Consider the following 18,757-nt stretch of genomic DNA (forward strand, 5'->3'; position numbering starts at 1 on the left):
ACGGTGGTGGCCCGGTCGGTTGACGGCCGGGCCACCGCTTATTCGTCTTCCTTCGGTTTCTTCTGATTCTTGGGCGCGTCGTCGTCCTCGTCGCCATTGTCGGAATCGCCCCCGCCCGACAGTGCGGGCGAGGGCTGATTGGCGGAAGGACCTGTGTGCGGAGGTGGTGAGGCCGGCCCCTTGCCGGGTGGGTGGAGCCTTGGCGCGCAGTAGGCCGGGATCCGATCCTCGCCGCCAGCCGCCGCGGAGAGCTCGCGCAGGTCCTGGGGCTTCATCGGCTTGTCCTTCCGGCGCCGGTCGTCCCAGGTACGGCAAAGCCTGTCCAACTTCGAGTTGCCCGGCTGCTCGGTCTGGGCACCGCGGGTCGGGTCAGCCGTACGGGTCGAGGTCGGGCCACTCGTGGCGCTGGGCCCCGCCTGAGCTGTCGTGGAGGGCGCCTCGCGGGGCCCAAGGCCCTCCTGCGCCGCTGGCCGCTCGACGCCCGGCAGGTAGCCGACCTCGGCCGCCACGGCCACACCGCCGACGAGTACCACCGCTGTGGCGGCCGCCGCCGCGAGCGGGCGGAGCACCCGCCAGCGCTGCTTCGCCGGTGCGGGTCGCCTGGCCCGGCCGGCCTCCTGGAAGGCGGCGAGGGCCTCCTCCAACCCGGCCAGCTCGTGTGGCCGCGGTGGCGCGGTGGCCGCGGCGAGCAGGCGGTCGAGCTCCGGGCGCGAGGGGTCGCGGCCGGTGGCGAGCAGCTGCTCCGCCTCGTCCGGCCTGATCTGGCGCCTGTGTGTCCCACGCATGGCGTTGGAAAATGCGTCCCAGAGCGGCACGGCGTTACACCCCCTCCGTGCGCGGTGACTGGAAGTCCAGCGACGGCCTCGACTCGGCCCGGCGGGCCTGGACGTCCGCGTTTTCGGCGAGCCGGCGCAGGCCACGCATCGCCGCGATCCGCACCGCGCCGGGACGCTTGCCCAGCACCTGGGCGGTCTGCGCGACGTCGAGCCCGGCCACCACCCGGAGCGTCACGGCCTCGGCCTGGTCCTTGGGCAGTGTGGCGATCACGGTGAGTGCCCAGTCGGTCTCGGACCGGTGGATCACCTCGTTCGCCACGTCCGGGTGGGCGCCGGGCAGCTCGCGCTCGGTCAGGTCGCGGGGCTCCTCCGGCCGGCGCCGGGCGCGTCGCCGCTCGTCGATCGCCCGGTTGCGGGCGATTGTGAAAAGCCACACCCGGAAACCCGCTGGCGTACCGGAGAAGTCACGTAGCGCCCGAGCCGTCTGTAGCCAGGTTTCGGATGCCACATCCTCGGCTGCGTCGCCTACGATCACCCGCAGGTAGCGCAGCAACGCCGGCTGCTGCGCCCGCCACAGGCTGGCGAAGGCCGCGGAGTCTCCCCGCACCGCGTCGGCGAGGGCGCCTGCGAGTTCCTCGTCGTCCAAAGCCTCGATTCCTGTCGCGCCGGTCCGGTCCGTCTTCATACCCCGTCGTCGAACCCCGCCGAGCCAGCACGTTACACCCGTCTTCCAGGGCGGTGAGCACCGTGTAGGAGGCGATCTTGAGTCGGGTACGCGCAAGGTGGCCGCCACGTCGTTACCCAAATCGGAGCCCTCAACGGGAAATGTGTACAGACGTCGGTACTCGCTACCGCTTCGCCCGCCGCCTCGGCCCGTTCGACCGGTCGCGCCGCCTGTACCGGGTCTGTTGGCATCGTCTTTTGGAAGCGCCTGGTGGGCACGTGGGAGGAATCCACAATGGGGGCACATTGGCCGGGGCGGCTATCGGCCGTGGTCGGAGCGGTGGCGCCCGCCCGACCGGCACGACGGCCGGCACCAACCCCGGCAGCGTGCCCACCATGGCGTTCGACCTTGCTCCCCGGCTGTCCGGCCGGGGGCGGTGGCGCGCCCCCCAACGCCCACCGTCTTCGGCTTGCACGCGCCGGGTACGCCCGTTTCGCCCCGCACGCCGGTCTCCGGTATGGCCGGCAGGGGCTAGATGGGCGAGGTCGCTCCTCTCGTGGCCCGCTCGCGGCGGGAGCCCCCTCTTCCGCCGCCGGCTCCTCCTCCCGGGAACAGCGACCAGGGTGACCGGTGGCGGGGCGTGCAGCCACGCCCCGCCACCGGCACCCGTCCGCGTTCAGTGCGGAAAAGTTCGATGAGTTTGTCCGTGCCAGTCGTCATAGTTCTCGGAAGGGTGTACACACCACACGGGGGCTGACGATGAGCGAGGGCACCGCCACGAGCGGGTCGCGATGGCTGCGAGGGCCGCTGCGCCCGTTCCGCCAGGGGCAGTACCGGTTGCTGGCCGGTTGGGTCACGATGTCGCTCTTCGCCGGCGGTATCTGGTTGATCGCACTGGTCTGGCAGGTCATCGCGCTCGGCGGCGGACCCACCGAGCTCTCGCTGGTCTCGGCCGCCGCGGCCGGTGGCATGGTGGCCACCACGCTGCTCGGCGGCGTACTGGCCGACCGGGTGCCGCAGCGCAGCATCCTGCTGGCGGTCGCCGTCGTACGCACGGTCATGGTCGCCGTGGTCGCCACGCTCGCGGTCGGTGACCTGCTCCAGCTCTGGCACCTGGCCGTGGTCGCCGGCGCTGTCGGCCTCGCCAACGGGTTCACCTACCCCGCGTACTCGGCGCTGCTGCCGTCGGTCCTGCCGCCGGAAGACCTGATGGCCGCCAACGGCGTCGAGGGCATGCTGCGGCCGACCATCATGCAGGCCGCCGGGCCGGCGCTGGCCAGCGCGCTGATCGCGGCCTCCTCGCCCGGTGCGGCGATCGTCGCGGTCGCGGTCGTGGAGGCGATCGGCGTGGCCTTCCTGCTGCTCGTCCGCCCGGTGCCGTTGCGTCGCGAAAAGTCGGCCGAGTCGGCCCACCCGGTCCGCGCCGCGGTGGTCGACCTCAAGGACGGCTTCGTGTACATGGTGCGCACCCCGTGGCTGCTGGCCACGCTGCTCTTCGCCTCGGTGCTGATCCTCCTGACCATGGGTCCGGTCGAGGTGCTGATCCCGTTCGTCATCAAGGACCGGGCCGGCGGCGGCCCTGGCGACCACGCGATCGTCATGGCGGCGTACGGCATCGGCGGTGCGATCGGGTCGCTCGGCATGGCGACGTTCAAGATGCCCCGCCGCTACCTCACGGTCATGAACCTCTTCTGGGGCATCGGCTGCCTGCCGCTCGTCCTGATCGGCCTGATCGCCAACGTGTGGGTGATCGCCGCGGCCGTCTTCGTGGTCGGCCTCTGCTTCTCGGCGCCGATGGTCATCTGGGGTACGTTGCTCCAGCGCCGAGTGCCGTCGCACATGCTGGGCCGGGTCTCCAGCCTCGACTTCTTCGTCTCGCTCGTCTTCATGCCGGTGTCGATGGCGGTCGCCGGCCCGGTGAGCGCCGGCATCGGACTGGGCGTGACGTTCGCGGTCGCCGGCTTGGTGCCCACGGCCTTCGCGGTCCTGGCGATCGTGCTGGCCCGGATGCCCAAGGACGAGCTGGCCAACCCGCTCGACGTCCCGCCCGCGGACACCGAGGCCGAGTCGGCCAAGGACCTGGCTGCGGTCGCGCCTTAGCGCCGCCTACTCAGGCGTCCTCGACGACGAGCGCGTCTAGCCGTGCCACCTCGCCGGGCGAGAGCCGCAGCGCGCCGGCCGCGATGTTTTCGACGAGGTGGTCGGGGTCGCCGGTGCCGGGGATGGCCAGCACGTGCGGGCCCTGGTGCAGCGTCCAGGCCAGTCGCACCTGGTGCGGGGTCACGCCGTGGGCGCGGGCGACCTCCCGTACCGCCTCGTCGTGGTCGGTGCCGGCACCGCCCTCGCGCCGCGCGCCGGCGATCGCGAAGTACGGTACGAACGCGATGCCCCGCTCACCGCACGCCTCTAGCAGCGCGTCGTTCGCACGGCCGTTGTCGAGGGCGTAGCTGTTTTGCACGCACGCCACGGGCGCGATCGCCGCCGCCTCGTCGACGTGGTCGAGGCGCACGTTGGACAGGCCCAAGTGGCGGATCAGGCCGGCGTCGCGCAGCTCGGCGAGCGCGCCGAAGCGCTCCGCCACCGAGTCGCTGCCGGGCCGCTTCAGGATCCGCAGGTTGACCACGTCGAGGTGGTCGCGGCCGAGCCGGCGCAGATTCTCCTCGACCTGTGCGCGCAGCGCGGCCGGTGTCTTGGCCTGCAGGAAGGCGCCGGTCACCGGGTCGTAGCCGGGCCCGACCTTCGTCGCGATGACGAGATCATTCGGGTACGGCGACAGCGCCTCCCGGATCAGCTCCGTGGCGTACCTGGTGGGGCCGCTGCCCACGTCGAGTGGGCCGCCGGGAGAGAAATAGAAAGCGGCGGTGTCGATGTGGTTGACGCCGAGCTCGACCGCCCGCCGCAGCACAGTGATGGCGAGGTCGCGGTCAGGGCTGGCGGTGATGTGCATCGATCCGAAGCCCATCCGGTGGATGGTGCGACCGGCGAGCGTCCAGGTCCCGGCAGCGGCGGCGGTTACGGGCGGAGGGGGCACGCGGCGAAGGTACTCCACAGATTGAGCGGTGTCAGGGCCGCGGCGCGACGGCCCTGACACCTCGCCGTCGTGAGGGCTCGGCGGCGGGTGAGGGCGGTTCAGTCGGTGCGGCGTCCGTTGCCTGGTGAGGTCAGCGGCCGCACGGTGCTGTCACGTCCGTGGCTGAGCAGATAGCCTTCCACGAACCCGGCGTTGTGATCGTTGGTACGGTCGTCGATTTCCGACAGCCGGCTTACGAGGAAGTCGGTCAGCGCACTCAGCCGTTCCTGGGTGCGGCAGTGGAATTCGGCCTGTACCGCGACGATGATCGACACCGCCGCCATCGCGAGGGTGAACAGGTTGACGATGGCCGGGACCTGGCCGCCGGTCAGGACTCCGACCAGGATGTTGACGGTTAGGCACTGGGTGATCGCGATGGCCGCCGACACCAGCGCCGCGCGTTTCAGGGTCATAGGCAGGACCCCTCCCTTTGTCCCGCAGGGCCGCGTCCGGCGCCTCGCCGCCGACTACAGGTCCCACGCAGTACGAGAGAGGACGATAACCCAGGAAGTCGCGTCTCCTGTAGAGAGCCATTGACATCAACAGATCATTCTTTCGTCATCTGCAAAAGCGACACTCAACTCAGGAAAGTGTAATGTCGTCGGCATGGTAATTGGCTTGGCCGTACCAACCGTGCAAATAGACGGCAACCGAAGTAGTCGACGGCCCGGTAGTGAACGTCACGGCCAATGGCGAGTAGGCGCCACCCGTGTTCGGCGTCCATGCGCTGACGTCAGAAGTGCCTGTACCAATGGTGCCGAGGTACACATAGGATCCCCGGACGTACGCTTGCAAACGGTATGTCGTGTTCGGCCGTACGGCCACCACCTGCTGGCAGCGGGCGTTGTCGGAGGAGGTGACGGCGCCGGCGAGTGCCCGCGAGCCGGTGCGCACGGGTGCGGTGACGATCGAGCAGCCCGTGCCGGTCCACGGGGCCAGTGAGCCGCTTTCGAAACCGCCGTTTACCAGCCCGCTAGCTGGCGGCACGGTCGTGGGTGGCGCGCTTGTCGGCGGCGTACTTGTCGGAGGCGCGGTCGTGGCCGGAGTGGTCGGGGGAATTGTCGCCCACGGCACCTGAGGCGAGCGGTAGAAATCGATTCCCAATGCGGTCCACCGTGGGCCCTGTGCGCCAAGCCGCAGACGGAAGCTGTCCCAGTTGTGAGTGGACCATGGCGACCAGCCGAGCTCGGCGATCGCCGGCAGCCGCGGGAATGCCATGAACTCGATGTGATCCGCCGTGACGATGGTCTCGGTCCACATTGGCGCCTCCACGCCGAGCACCGCCGACGCGGGTACGCCCGAGAGGTAGGCGCCGGGATCCCAGCCGTACGCGGTCTGTACCTCCACGAAGCCGGCCCAGGAAAGGCCGATCGGCGTCGACGAGTTGTACTTCATGTCGAGGTACGCGCGGTTGGCCGGTGACATGACCACCTTGGCGCCCCGGGATACGGCGGTGTTGACCAAGGCGTCCGAGGTGCTGAGGCCCCAGTACTGCACGATCCGGTTGGCCGAGTGCTGTACCGCGCTCGCACCGATCTGGTGCCACCCCATGACAGCCTTGCCGCGAGACGTGACCATCGGCTGTACCCGGTTGACGAACGTGGCGTACTGGTCGGCCGGCGTCGCGCTCGCCTCGTCGCCGCCGATGTGCAGGAACGGTCCCGGCGTCAGCGCGGCGAGCTCGCCGAGCACCTGGTTCACGAAGGTGTACGTGACCTCCTTGGTCGTGCACAGCGAGCTGAAGCCGACGTTGGTGCCGGTGTAGAGCGGCGGGGCGACGCCGTTGCAGTTCAGCTCCGCGTACGAGGAGAGCGCCGCGTTTGTGTGTCCCGGCATGTCGATCTCCGGCACGACCGTGATGTACCGGCTCGCCGCGTGCGCCACGATCTCCTGGAACTGCGCCTTCGTGTAGTACCCACCGGGCCCGCCGCCCACCTGCGTGCTGCCGCCGTGCGTGGCCAGCCGCGGCCAGCTGTCGATGGCGATCCGCCAGCCCTGGTCGTCGGAGAGGTGTAGATGCAGGTAGTTGATTTTGTAGAGCGCGATCTGGTCGAGGTACTGCTTCACCGTGGCGACCGGGTGGAAGTGGCGGGCCACGTCGAGCATCGCGCCCCGGTATCCGAAGCGGGGGTGGTCGACGATGCGGCCGCCGGGCAGCGTCCACGGGCCGGGCTGCACGGTCGCGCTCTCCACCGATGCCGGCAGGAGCTGGCGCAGCGTCTGTACACCGTGGAAGAGGCCGGCCGCGCTCTGCGCGCGGATCACGACGGCGGCCGCGGTGACGTCGAGCTGGTAGCCCTCCGTGCCCACGGCGGCGTCGGCGCCGGACAGCAGAAGCGAGATGCCGCTGCCCGGCGGGCTTGTACCGGCGGTCGCGACCGGCAGCGCGTACCCGGTGGACCGGCGCAGCAGCGTGGCCAGGTAACCCGCGACGTCGGTGGCGCCGGACGCGGCGTGGATGGTGGCCGAGGAGGGGAGCGTGTACGTCACGCCGGAGGCCGGCTGGACGGTGGCCGGCGCGGGCACGACGTCCGACAGGGTGGCCGCGGCGGCGGGGGTGGCGGAGGTGACGGCGACGACGAGGGCGGCTGAGGCGCCCACGAGCGTCGCGGCGATGGCCGTTGCGAAACGAGATCTCATGCTGGCCTCCGGGGGCGAGGGCCGAATTAGATAACTTTATTAACTGTGGGCACGTTCATCAATAGAGTCGTCCTTAAGTACGGTCCGCCGGTCGGCCCTTGGATCGGTGCGGCCGCGGCCCATGTACCGATGAAGTCGCGCCCGGCGTTCGCCACCATCGATGTCATGAAGGCGATCGTGCAGGACAAGTACGGCTCTCCCGACGACCTCGCGCTGCGTGAGGTGGACAAACCGGCACCCGCTGACGGCGAGGTACTGGTCCGTGTACACGCGGCGTCGATCAACGCGCGCGACTGGCACATCATGCGCGGCGACCCCTACCTCGCCCGGCTGGCGATGCGCTCGGTATTCGGCCCCAGTGGACCCAAGCGACAGATCCGGGGCAGCGATGTCGCGGGTCGGGTGGAGGCGGTCGGCCGGGGGTGACCAGGTTCCGCCCCGGCGACGAGGTGTACGGCGACGTGTGCGACATGGACGGTGCGTTCGCGGAGTACGTCTGCGTGCCGGACCGCCAGATGGAGCACAAGCCGACCAATCTGACATTCGAGCAGGCGGCCGCGGTACCGATGGCCGGCTGCACCGCGCTCCTCGGGCTCCGCGAGGTCGGGCGGGTCACGGCGGGCCAGCAGGTGCTGATCAACGGCGCTTCCGGCGGTGTGGGTACGTTCGCGGTGCAGATCGCCAAGGCGTTCGGCGCGAAGGTGACCGCCGTGTGCAGCACGCGCAACATCGAGCTCGTACGGTCGCTCGGTGCCGACCGCGTGCTCGACTACACGCGGGAGGACTTCGCCCGCGACGGGCAGCGGTACGACATGGTCTTCGACCTTGTCGCCAACCGCTCGCTGGCCGACCTCCGGCGGGCGCTGACCCCGTCTGGCGTGGTGGTGCTGTCTGGTGGCGGGGTGTCGCGCAACGGCCGGCCGCACGTGACCGGCCCGATGGGCCTGACGATCAAGGCGCAGGTCGCATCGCGTTTCGTCCGCCACAGGCTTGTCACGCTGAGCGGCATGTCGCCAACCGCGGAACTGCTCGCCGACCTGCGCGAGCTCATCGAGTCGGGCCAGGTCCTCCCGGCCATCGACCGGACTTTTCCGCTCGCCCAAGTCCCCGAGGCGATCCGGTATCTCGAGGTCGAGCACGCCCGAGCGAAGGTCGTCATTACCGTCTGAGCTGGCCTTACGGTTTTCTGTCGCCGGCCCGTACGAAAATCGGCACCCGTACGGGCATGGCGCTCCGTCGATTCAAGCGGTAGAAACATCAGCGTCCCCTTCTTCCACGACGTGAATGAAGTGGGGCATAGCGGGAGAGCGCTCTCCTCGTGTGGGGAGCCTGTGCCCAAAATGCCCCAGTCCACCGGACGCTGCCCACGCAGCGGAGAGGACGCACCGCATGGCAAGGCTTTTGAAACGAGCGGCGACGCTCGGCCTCGTACTGGCGACGGTCACCGCCGCGAGCGGTACCGCCGCCGTCGCCGCACCGCACTCAGCCACCCCAGCGTCGATCCTCGGGCCGAACGTCACGATCTTCGACCCGAGCACTCCGGTAAGCGAGATCCAGGCGAAGCTCGACGCCACGCACGCCGCCCAGGTCAACGCCGAGATGGGCACGAACAGGTACACGTTCCTGTTCAAGCCCGGCACGTACGGCACGGCCGAGCAGCCCCTGCAAATCAAGGTCGGCTACTACACCGAGATCGCTGGCCTCGGCGCCTCGCCCACCGACGTCGTGATCAACGGCAAGGTCGAGGTCTACAACCGCTGCCTGGAGAACGGCGGCACGAGCAACTGCCTCGCGCTGGTCAACTTCTGGCGGACTCTCTCCAACCTCTCGCTCAACATCAACGCGCTGGGCCAGGACGGCTGCCGGGCGTCGGCGAACTTCTGGGCCGTATCCCAGGCGGTTTCGCTGCGCCGCATGAACATCGGCGGCGGCAACCTGTCCCTGATGGACTACTGCACGGCTGGCCCGCAGTACGCCAGCGGCGGCTTCATCGCGGACTCCCGCCTGCCAGCCACCACGAACGGCTCGCAGCAGCAGTGGCTGACCCGCAACAGCGAGATCGCCGGCTGGTCCAACGGCGTGTGGAACCAGGTCTTCGCGGGCGTCACCGGCGCACCGGACGACTCGGCGTTCCCGACCCCGCCGTACACCACGATCGAGACCACGCCGTTGAGCCGGGAGAAGCCGTTCCTCTTCGTCGACTCGAAGGGCAAGTACCAGGTCCGGGTGCCGTCCGCGCACCGGAACACCAGCGGCGTGACGTGGGCGAACGGGCTCACGCCGGGCCGTACGATCCCGCTCTCCGACTTCTACGTCGCGAAGCCGGGTGACTCGGTACTGAAGATCAACCTGGCGCTGGCGCTCGGCAAGCACCTGCTGCTCACCCCGGGCGTGTACGACATCGCGCGGAGCATCGAGGTCTGGCGCCCCAACACCGTCGTCCTCGGCCTCGGCCACGCCACGCTGACCGCGGTCAACGGCTCGATCCCGCTGGACGTCGCCGACGTGCCCGGTGTGATCGTCGCCGGTGTCACGATCGACGCGGGGCTCAAGGAGTCGCCGGTGCTGCTGCGGGTCGGCCAGAAGCACGGCTTCGGGCTCAGCTCGCCGAGCAACCCGACCACGCTCAACGACGTGTACTTCCGGGTCGGTGGCCCGCACGTCGGCAAGACGAACATCGCGCTGGAGGTCAACAGCGACAACGTGCTCATCGACCACACCTGGGTGTGGCGTGGTGACCACGGCGTCGAGGGCTTTACCGACACCGAGCGGTGGAACACCAACACCGGCCGGTACGGCGCGATCATCAACGGCGACAACGTCACCGCCACGGGCCTCTTCGTCGAGCACTTCCAGCGGTACAACACCGTGTGGAACGGCGAGCGCGGCACCGTGATCCTGTACCAGAACGAGCTGCCGTACGACCCGCCGACGCAGGCCGATTGGATGAACGGCGATGTCGAGGGGTACGCCGGTTACAAGGTCGGCGACAAGGTGAAGACCCACACGCTGTACGGCGCGGGTGTCTACGTCTTCAACCAGAACAACCCGTCCATCCACACCGAGAACGGCTTCGAGGTGCCGGAGCGGCCGGGCGTCAAGCTGCACAACATCATGACCGTCAACCTGAGCGCCGGCACGATCGACCACGTCGTCAACGGCGTGGGCGCGGCGGCCGACACCACAAGGATCGGCGCACCCGTGTACATCGCGGAGTACCCGATCCCGTAACAGCGCCACCAGAGCGGGCCGGAGCCATCGGGGCTCCGGCCCGCTCACCGTTCGGGGCGGATGGTGACCTCACTGCCGAGCGGGACGAAGCCGACGGCGAGGAACGCGCGCAGTGAGCGGGCGTTGCCCGGTGCCACCCCAGCGAACACAGGCTCGCCCTCCGGCACCAGGCCGAGAGCGTCGCGGAGGAGGCTCCGGCCCCAGCCGCGGCCCTGGCCCGCCGGCGCCGCCTCGATGCCAAGCTCGGTACGGCCGGCCAGCCCCGCCGCGAGCGTGACGAGCCCGCGCTCGTCCCCGTACACCCGGACGTCGCGGCGCAGGCTCTTGGCGTGCTGGACGCGCGGATGGCTCTCGGCGTCCAAGCGTGCTGGCAGGCCGGGACCGCCGGTACCGCGCCCGACGAGCGTGACGTCGATGGCGTCGATCCAGCCGGTCGGGCCGGCCAGCCAGCGGAGGAAGTCTGGGGCGACCGAGCCGCCGAATCCGTCCGCCCCTCGGGTAAGTACCTCCTGCGCCGGGTGCGCGGTGGCCACCAGCGCGTGGCCGGTGAACGCGACCGAGCAGGCCAGCCCGCCGGGGAGCGGCGGGAGCACGGTGCAGCCGCCATCGACGAGTGGGAACCGGCCCTCGGCTGCCGCGAGAAGGTAGGTCAACAGCGGATGTACGGTTCTTGCGTCATCGGCACGACTTTTTTCGTCATCCAATCGGCTCTTGTCTCCCTCCGCGTCGGGATTTAACGTCATCGCAACACTCCCGAACTCAGAAGAATCGAGCCCGTGCTGATGACCTACAGACGCAAGCGCAGTGCCTTGGTCGGTTCGCTGGTGTTGACATTGTCCGCGGCAGCGACCGCAGGCGGGGCCGCTCCCGCCTCGGCAGGCGGCCGCTCCGCCCCGGCCCCGGTCGTGACCCGGGCCGCCCTTGCCCCAGCCCTCGTCGCCGGCCGTGGCGCCAGCGTCGACTTTCTGGAGCAGGAGGCCGAGAACGCCACGACCAACGGTGCGATCATCGGCCCCGACCGTGCCGCGTACTCACTGCCGGCCGAGGCGTCCGGCCGCAAGGCGGTGAAGCTGGCCCCCGGCCAGTACGTGGAGTTCACGTTGCCCGCCACGGCAAACGCCATCAACGTGCGCTACAGCATCCCCGACGCGCCCAACGGGGGTGGCATCACCGCGCCGCTCGACGTCACGGTCAACGGCAAGAGCAAGAAGACCATGACGCTCACGTCGCAGTACGCGTGGCTGTACAACCAGTACCAGTTCACGAACGACCCCAACGCGGACCTGCTGCACCCGGACTGGTGGATCACCGAGTGCGCCTGCGTGCCGGCGGAGACCACGCCCCGGCCCACGATCAGCAAGCCGTTCCGCCCGATGCACTTCTACGACGAGCAGCGGCTGCTGCTCGGCAAGACGTACCGGGCCGGCGACCGGGTGCGGCTGACCGCGCCGGCCGGCACCAACGCCGCCTGGACCGTCATCGACCTGCTCGACTCGCAGCTCGTCGGCCCGCCGCACGTCCGGCTCATCGCGGCGAACGTGCTGGCCTTCGGCGCTGACCCGACCGGCCGCCGCGAGTCGTCCGACGCCTTCGACCGGGCGATCGCGTTCGCCAAGCGGGCCAAGCTCAAGGTCTACATCCCGCCGGGCACGTACCAGGTCAACCGCCACATCATCGTCGACGACGTGACGATCGAGGGCGCGGGCAGCTGGCACACGATCATCAAGGGCAAGGAGGTCGCGCTCCCCGAGCCGGCGCCGGACCTCTCGGTGCACACGGGCGTGGGCTTCTACGGCAAGTACGCCAAGGACGGTGGCAGCAGCAACGTGCACCTGTCCGGCTTCACGATCGAGGGTGACGTCCGCGAGCGGATCGACACCGACCAGGTCAACGGCATCGGCGGCGCGTTGAGCAACTCCACGATCGACGGTCTCTACATCCGCCACACCAAGGTCGGCATGTGGTTCGACGGGCCGATGACGAACACGCGGATCACCAACAACGTGATCGTCGACCAGATCGCCGACGCGCTCAACTTCCACACCGGCGTCACCAACTCGGTGGTGTCCAACAACTTCATCCGCAACACCGGCGACGACGGCCTGGCGATGTGGGCCGAGAAGACGACGAACGCGAACAACACGTTCGACCACAACACCGTGCAGACGCCCACACTGGCGAACGGCATTGCCATCTACGGCGGTACGGACATCACGGTATCGAACAACCTCGTCGCCGACCCGATCCGCGAGGGCAGCGGCATCCACGTCGGCTCGCGCTTCGGCGCCGAGCCGTTTGCCGGGAAGCTCTCGATCACCAACAACACGGTGGTACGGGCCGGCACGTTCGAGCTGAACTGGAACATCGGCCTCGGCGCGATCTGGTTCTACGCGCTGGACAAGAGCATCGCGGCCGACATCCAGGTGACCGGCGACCACTACCTCGACAGCACGTACAACGCGGTCATGCTGGTGAGCGACTGGCCCGTGAAGGACCTGTACTCGATCACGGGCGTGAAGTTCAAGAACATCAGGGTCGACGGCACGGGTACATCCGTGGTGAGCGCCCGGGTCGCGGGCGGCGCCTCCTTCGAGAACGTGGACGCCCGCAACGTCGGCGCGGTCGGCATCAACAACTGCGGCTCGTTCCACTTCACCCCGGCCGGCTCCGAGTTCGGGGTTACCGACCTCGGCGGCAACGACGGCGGCGGCGTCACCGGGCCGTGGTTCGCCCCGTGGATGCTGCCCAACACCATCACCTGCGACGACCGCCCACCGGTCGTGCCGCCGGCACCACCGTCCCCCTGGTGACGCGCGGCTAGCGCGAAGGGGGCCGTGCTCATGGCACCGCACGGCCCCTTCGTACGTCAGGCTCCCGGAACCCATCAGTGCTCGGGCGGTACCGTGTTCCGCACCACCCCGCCAGTTCATCGGAGCCCCCATGTCCGAGCTGCCGCCGTATCCCCGTGAGCCCATGCCGCCCGGGCCTGAGGGACAGCCGCACCCGGAGCCGTACACCGGGCCCTGGGTCGCGCCGCAGCAGCCGTGGGACCGCCGCCCGGGGGTCCGCCGTGGGGACCGCCACCTGGGGGTCTGCCGTGGGGGCTGCCGCCCGGCGGCCCGCCTGATCCGCTGATCAGCCCGGACTTCGGCGGCTGGTGGCAGCGTGGCTTCTCGATCGCCAAACGGGCCTGGCGGCAGATCCTCGTGCTTCAGGCGATCGTGGGTGTGCTCACCTTCACGGTCGAGACCTTGGCGGCGGCGTGGCAGTCGTTCGCCACCCGGGACATGGACCGCGCCGTCGCGACGGGCCGCGATCCGGACTTCGCCGTGTTCTTCGCCGGGACCGGCCTAGTGCTCGTCGCTGCGGTGGTCACCATGATCGTGACGATGGTCGCCACCCTCGCCGCCGTGCGTATCGTCATCGAGGCCGCGTGCGGCCTTCAGCCGGACCTCCGCGCGGCGCTGAGCGGCTCGATCGGCCGGCTGTTGCCGTTGTTCGGCTGGGGGATCCTCTCCGGCATCCTCATCTTGGCCGGCATCTGCGCCTGCCTCGTACCCGGGTTCTATTTCCTCGCGGTCACGCTCGTGCTGGCACCTGTGGTAGCGCTGGAGCGCGGAAACGCCATCGGCCGCTGCTTCAAGCTCTTCCACGGCAACTTCGGCGCATCGCTCGCCCGTACCGCCACGATCCTCGGGATCGTCCTCGGCGCGGGGCTCGTGGGTGGCTCCATCGGGGCGATCGCCAGCCTCGCCGCCCCGGCGGAGACCGCCTCCACCGGCGCCCTCATCGCGGCGGCGGCGGTGAGCTCCGCGGTCGGGGTCGTGATCAGTGGCGGGTTGCGGATCTTCCTCGACCCGCTGACCGTCGCGGCGTACGCGGATATGCGCGCCCGGGTCGAGCCACTCTCCACGGCCGTGCTGGCGCACGAGGCCGGCATCCGATAGGGCCCGCGTTGGGTGCGGCTAAGCGTGCGGGCCCGGCCAGAGCCGGACCCGCACATCACCTATGCCGTCAGACCATCGCCCGCTGCGGGGCCTTCGCGAACTGGTCCACCATCGTGGCGCAGAACGCCGGCACGTCGGCCGGGTTCCGGCTCGTGATGAACTGCTCGTCCACCACGACCTGTTCGTCCATCACGACCGCCCCGGCCCGCCGCAGGTCACTGCGGAGGCTAGGAAACGAGGTCATCCGGCGGCCGCTCACGACGTCTGCCTCCAGCAGCGTCCACGGGCCGTGGCAGATAGCCGCGACCGGCCGGTCGGTGGCTACGAACGCCCGGACGAAGCTCACCGCGTCCTGGTTCGTACGTAGCCGGTCGGGGTTGACGGCGCCACCCGGCAGCAGCAGTCCGTCGTAATCCTCGACCGCGGCGTCGCGGACCTCCTTGTCCACCGGGAACGTGCCCGCGGGGACCAGGTCAGACTGCCGGGCCTGGATCTCCCCAGGGTGGATGGAGAGCAGCTCGGTCTGCGCACCGGCGCCATGCAGGGCCCCGCGCGGCTGCTCCAGCTCTATCCGCTCCACACCGTCGGTGGCGAGGATGGCGATCTTCTTGCCTTGCAGGTCGGACACGAAAACCTCCAATTCTCCGCTCATACGTGGCTTCCCGCAGGCGTTCGACGGAAACCGCCGGCTCCCGAGTCGTCGGCGATTCACCCATCCCGGGCGAGCCGGCGTGCCTCAGTAGGCCAGTAGGTCCACGGTGGCGGCGTGCAGGCGGTCTTGCGTCGCCGGCTCGGTGGCCTCTGGGTTGGGTGGGGCCGGACGGCGCTCGTCGTAGTAGGTGCCGTTGTCGTCGCGGAGCGAGGCGACGTGCGCGATGTTCGCCGCCGCATGCTCGGGTCGGTCGCCGCCGACCGCGAACATCGCGTGCAGCAGGCGGGTCGCGATGATGCCGGGGTGCTGGCTGACGACGTCGATGGCCGGGTTTGGGCGGTGCGTGGCAAGCCAGCAGGAGTACGTGACGAGCGCGAGCTTCGAGTGCGCGTACGCGGTCGACGGCGAGTACCCATGGCGGGCCAGCGTGAGGTCGTCGAGGTGCAGCGTCGCGGAGAGGTGCGTGGCCGAGGCGATGTTGAGGATGCGGCCGTCGGTGATCAGATCGAGCAGCCCGCTCGTGAGGACGACCGGCGCCAGGTAGTTGGTCTGGAACGTGATCTCGTAGCCGGTGTCGGTGACCGTACGCGTGGGCGGACCCGGCCGCGCGGCGTTGTTGATGAGCAGGTCGACCCGGTCGGTCACGCCGCGGATGTCCGAGACAAGCCGCTCCGCCTCGACAAGCTCGCTGAAGTCGGCCGCGAAGTACGACAGCGTGGCCTCGGACGGCAGCGCGGCACGCACCGCCCCCAGCAGCTCGCCGACCTGCGCCTCCGGCTCGAGGCCGTGCAGGATGAGGTGGCTGGCGCGGCCGGTGAGCGCGAGCGCGGTGGCCCGGCCGATGCCGGTCGTAGCGCCGGTCAAGATGATCGTGCTGGGCACGCCCAAGTCTCGCACCCGACCGGGAGGCTGCGTAGCTTTTCGGGGGCGCGGCCTGCCCTCCTGCGCCCTCCCGATAATCGCCAAGCATTTACCGTGCCTTCGCCTTGGCGCGCTGTCCGCCGAGGTTGACTGCTGTCTATGCTCTCGTCATAAACGTACGTGAATCCGTCTCATGTATGGAGTGGCGATGCGAATCCACTGGAAGGCACCGCTTGTACCAGGGCCTGCCTCCTGGATCATCGACGGGCTGCGGCGGGCCCAGACGACGACCGGCGGCACCGGACGAAAGGCCACATACAACACCGGTATGCGACCTTCCGCCCGGCACCCCCGGACGCCGTCTGGACCTCGCCTCGCTCCACCGAGATCCAGGAGGCAGGCCCTGGGTCCGCTGCTGGCCGGCGTCCTGCTGGTCGGCACGCCCGCCTCGGCCGCGGCGGACAACTGGGTAAACGTCGGCTCCGACCGAGCCGACCCGCTCACTGAGAGCCAGGGACTCACCTCCGTCGAGGTTCCGGCAGGGCAGCCCAACCGGTACACCGGAATCGGCACCATCCCGAGCAGCGTCTCCCGTCGCGGCTGGAACCACGTCGGCGACCCGGATGCGCTCAACGGCTACTACATCGAGCCGTACCAGCGCGACTCCGGCGGCGCCAAGATGTTCCGGGTACAGGCGCCGGGCGGGGCGTGGTCGGAGTACGTGCACACGCTTGACTCGGGCGAGGCACTCAACAACTCGTTCGTCGCCATCTCGCCGGACGGCCAGTGGATGGTCTCCGGTGAGTGGGGCACGATGAGCCGGCTGCTGGTCTTCCCCGCACCGGGGCTCAACCCGGCCACGTCGCCCTCGGCAAACCTGCCGTACGCGTTCGCGATCCGCCTCGACCGCCCGGTGCGCGACGTACAGGGGTGCGACTTCACCGGCGCCACCCGCCTGCTGTGCTCCTCGGACGACCCGGCCGGCACCCTCTTCGGCATCACCAAGCCGCTGCTCCAGGTCGACCTCGCCGCCGCGCTGTCCGGTGTGGACGTTACCGGCACGGTCACCGCGCTGCGCCAGCTCCCGTTGCAAAGCGGGTGCGGCGGCACCTTCGAGGTACAGGGCATCGACTACGACCGCCGCGACGGCACGCTCCGGGTGATCGTCATGTCGCCGAGCATCTGCATTCTCTTCGACAGCAAGACCTGGCGCTTCCGGATCGGCCAGCAACTCTGACCCCTCTAGCGACCTTCGGAATCGGCGCCATTGTGTCTATCCACAATGGTGGCTTGCAGGATCCAGATTTGAGCGTTGTGCGAGGCTGCGCGGAGCGTCGGTTTGGGTGCTTTAGCTGGTTTGTCCGCACGCCGGTCGGGGCGCGCCAGCGATCGTGGTATTTAGCTGTCGCTATAGACGCAGCTAAATACCACGATCTGCTGGATAGTGTCCGGGTGCGGCACCGGTCGTGCAGCTACCGGAAGGGCAGGCCTTGATCGGTGGGTGCGCTGGCCGTCCGTGGCGAATAATTGCCCCTCCAGGGGCAATTCCTCGCCACAATCGCAACCCAACACAACGCCGCACGCGTCGATCAAGGAAATCCGCCGCCATAGGCCATGATCGGCGCCTTTGTGCGGAGGTCCGATCCCGTCAGCACGCCCCAGGCCGACCGCGACCTCAGTCCCCCATGGACGGTCGACCGCGCGGGCAGGGCCGTGCCGCCATTTGCGGCCGTAGGCCGAATGGGGTGGGCTTGTGGGCGCGGAGGGTGAGGCTGCGGGAGCAGCGGTCTGGACCACCGCGGACGTCGCGGTAGCCCAATTCTTCGTCTAAAGGCTTTGCTAAAGCATGCCGGGCGGAGTCGAGCCGCGTTGGACGATTTCTGTGGGGAGGATGACGCGGCGGGTGGGTAGCGGCTCGCCGCTGATCATTGCGAAGAGCATCTTTGCCGCGGAGTGGCCGGTGTCGTGTAGTGGCATGCGTACGGTCGTCAGCGGTGGCGTCGTGTGCGTGGCGAACGAGCGGTCGTCGAAGCCGCTGACCGCCAGGTCATCGGGCACCTTGAGGCCGGCGCGGCGGGCGGCGTCGAGCACGCCGGCCGCGATCGTGTCCGACGCGCAGACGATTCCGGTGGGCGAGGGGTCGCCGGCCAGCACCTCGTCCGCTGCCGCCGCTGCGGCGATCGTGTCGAATGCGACGGACACCTCGCGGGCCGAACTTACCTGGTCGCCCGCCTCCTTGACCGCGGCCCAGAAGCCGGCCGAGCGGAGCTTGCACGCCGACACGCGGGGTGGGCCGTTGAGCAGCACCAGGTCCGTACGCCCGGCGGCCAGCATGCCGCGGGTCAGCTCGCGCGCGGCGGCGTCGTGCGTGCAGTCCACCCAGCCGACCCCGCTGACCGAGCTGCGGTGTCCTATCAGGACGGTCGGTGCGCCGATACCGGTGAGCCGCTTGATGAGCGGGTCCTGCGGGCCGGCGGCGGGCAGCACGACGCCGTCCACGCGGCGGCGCTTGACCGTGTCGAGTACGTGCCCGACCTTCGCCGTCGAGCTCGTGAGCAGCAGGAGGTCGAAGCCGGAGTGCTCGGCCGCGTCCCCGAGCGCGCCGAGCAGCGCCGGGTAGACGGGGTGCATGACGACCTCTGACGCGTGCAGCGGGAAGACCACCGCGATCGTGTCGCTGCGCCCGGTCGAGAGCTGCCGCGCGGTTGGGTCGACCTTGAAGCCCTGCTCGTCGATGATGCGGGCGATCCGCTGCCGGGTCTCCTCGCCAACGCCAGCCTGACCGTTCATCGCACGGGACACCGTGCCCGCCGAGACGCCGGCGATCGCGGCGATGTCGCGGATCGTCAGCTTCCTGGGGGCGTTCACGTCTGTCCTCCTCCGTCCGTTACGCAACCGGTTGTCCCTTCCGTGCGG

General features: G+C 69.6%; 14 protein-coding genes and 1 pseudogene. 6 read left to right on the forward strand and 9 right to left on the reverse strand.

Annotated features, from left to right (window positions below):
• Nucleotides 1–38 precede the first annotated feature (38 nt).
• Nucleotides 39–815 (reverse strand): hypothetical protein, encoded by a 777-nt coding sequence (locus Pflav_RS34230; RefSeq protein WP_173040872.1) that lies wholly within the window; start codon nucleotides 813–815, stop codon nucleotides 39–41.
• Between the two features lie 4 nt (nucleotides 816–819).
• On the reverse strand, nucleotides 820–1,461 hold the full coding sequence (locus Pflav_RS34235; RefSeq protein WP_173040873.1) for an RNA polymerase sigma factor: 642 nt from the start codon (nucleotides 1,459–1,461) through the stop codon (nucleotides 820–822).
• Between the two features lie 738 nt (nucleotides 1,462–2,199).
• On the opposite strand from Pflav_RS34235, the gene Pflav_RS34240 reads away from it, so the two are divergent.
• Nucleotides 2,200–3,540, forward strand: coding sequence for an MFS transporter (locus Pflav_RS34240; RefSeq protein WP_173040874.1), 1,341 nt, complete (start codon nucleotides 2,200–2,202; stop codon nucleotides 3,538–3,540).
• 10 nt (nucleotides 3,541–3,550) lie between these two features.
• Here the strand turns inward: Pflav_RS34240 and Pflav_RS34245 are convergent, their stop codons facing one another.
• From Pflav_RS34245 to Pflav_RS34255, 3 genes are all read right to left on the reverse strand, one after another.
• Nucleotides 3,551–4,471, reverse strand: coding sequence for an aldo/keto reductase (locus Pflav_RS34245; RefSeq protein ID WP_232072235.1), 921 nt, complete (start codon nucleotides 4,469–4,471; stop codon nucleotides 3,551–3,553).
• A 98-nt stretch (nucleotides 4,472–4,569) separates the two neighbouring features.
• Nucleotides 4,570–4,923, reverse strand: coding sequence for a hypothetical protein (locus tag Pflav_RS34250; RefSeq protein ID WP_173040875.1), 354 nt, complete (start codon nucleotides 4,921–4,923; stop codon nucleotides 4,570–4,572).
• Between the two features lie 169 nt (nucleotides 4,924–5,092).
• Nucleotides 5,093–7,150 (reverse strand): family 20 glycosylhydrolase, encoded by a 2,058-nt coding sequence (locus Pflav_RS34255; RefSeq protein ID WP_173040876.1) that lies wholly within the window; start codon nucleotides 7,148–7,150, stop codon nucleotides 5,093–5,095.
• Between the two features lie 165 nt (nucleotides 7,151–7,315).
• Here Pflav_RS34255 and Pflav_RS34260 point away from each other — a divergent pair.
• Nucleotides 7,316–8,319 (forward strand): annotated as a pseudogene (locus Pflav_RS34260) (NAD(P)-dependent alcohol dehydrogenase).
• 220 nt (nucleotides 8,320–8,539) lie between these two features.
• Nucleotides 8,540–10,381: an adenylyl cyclase gene (locus Pflav_RS34265; RefSeq protein ID WP_173040877.1), complete on the forward strand. Its 1,842-nt coding sequence runs from the start codon at nucleotides 8,540–8,542 to the stop codon at nucleotides 10,379–10,381.
• A 44-nt stretch (nucleotides 10,382–10,425) separates the two neighbouring features.
• Here the strand turns inward: Pflav_RS34265 and Pflav_RS34270 are convergent, their stop codons facing one another.
• On the reverse strand, nucleotides 10,426–11,034 hold the full coding sequence (locus tag Pflav_RS34270; protein ID WP_232072237.1) for a GNAT family N-acetyltransferase: 609 nt from the start codon (nucleotides 11,032–11,034) through the stop codon (nucleotides 10,426–10,428).
• A gap of 129 nt (nucleotides 11,035–11,163) precedes the next feature.
• Between Pflav_RS34270 and Pflav_RS34275 the strand changes: the two genes are divergently transcribed.
• Both Pflav_RS34275 and Pflav_RS34280 read left to right on the forward strand, forming a co-directional pair.
• The gene (locus tag Pflav_RS34275) at nucleotides 11,164–13,191 is read left to right on the forward strand and encodes a glycosyl hydrolase family 28-related protein (protein ID WP_173040879.1); all 2,028 of its coding nucleotides are present in this window, start codon (nucleotides 11,164–11,166) and stop codon (nucleotides 13,189–13,191) included.
• Nucleotides 13,192–13,425: 234 nt separating this feature from the next.
• Entirely contained in the window at nucleotides 13,426–14,328 is a 903-nt protein-coding gene (locus Pflav_RS34280; RefSeq protein ID WP_173040880.1) for a hypothetical protein, read from the forward strand.
• Nucleotides 14,329–14,395: 67 nt separating this feature from the next.
• Here the strand turns inward: Pflav_RS34280 and Pflav_RS34285 are convergent, their stop codons facing one another.
• Together Pflav_RS34285 and Pflav_RS34290 are read right to left on the reverse strand one after the other, a co-directional pair.
• Nucleotides 14,396–14,956: a type 1 glutamine amidotransferase domain-containing protein gene (locus tag Pflav_RS34285; RefSeq protein WP_377307617.1), complete on the reverse strand. Its 561-nt coding sequence runs from the start codon at nucleotides 14,954–14,956 to the stop codon at nucleotides 14,396–14,398.
• A 108-nt stretch (nucleotides 14,957–15,064) separates the two neighbouring features.
• A complete protein-coding gene (locus tag Pflav_RS34290) occupies nucleotides 15,065–15,877 on the reverse strand; it encodes an SDR family NAD(P)-dependent oxidoreductase (RefSeq protein ID WP_173040882.1) in 813 nt (270 codons plus the stop codon).
• A gap of 172 nt (nucleotides 15,878–16,049) precedes the next feature.
• Here Pflav_RS34290 and Pflav_RS34295 point away from each other — a divergent pair, with 172 nt between their 5' ends.
• Entirely contained in the window at nucleotides 16,050–17,078 is a 1,029-nt protein-coding gene (locus Pflav_RS34295) for a hypothetical protein (protein WP_197938803.1), read from the forward strand.
• Nucleotides 17,079–17,680: 602 nt separating this feature from the next.
• On the opposite strand, the gene Pflav_RS34300 is transcribed toward Pflav_RS34295, so the two are convergent.
• Nucleotides 17,681–18,709, reverse strand: a complete 1,029-nt coding sequence (locus Pflav_RS34300; RefSeq protein ID WP_173040883.1) for a LacI family DNA-binding transcriptional regulator — start codon at nucleotides 18,707–18,709, stop codon at nucleotides 17,681–17,683.
• Nucleotides 18,710–18,757 lie beyond the last annotated feature (48 nt).

Source organism: Phytohabitans flavus, assembly GCF_011764545.1.
GTDB lineage: Bacteria > Actinomycetota > Actinomycetes > Mycobacteriales > Micromonosporaceae > Phytohabitans > Phytohabitans flavus.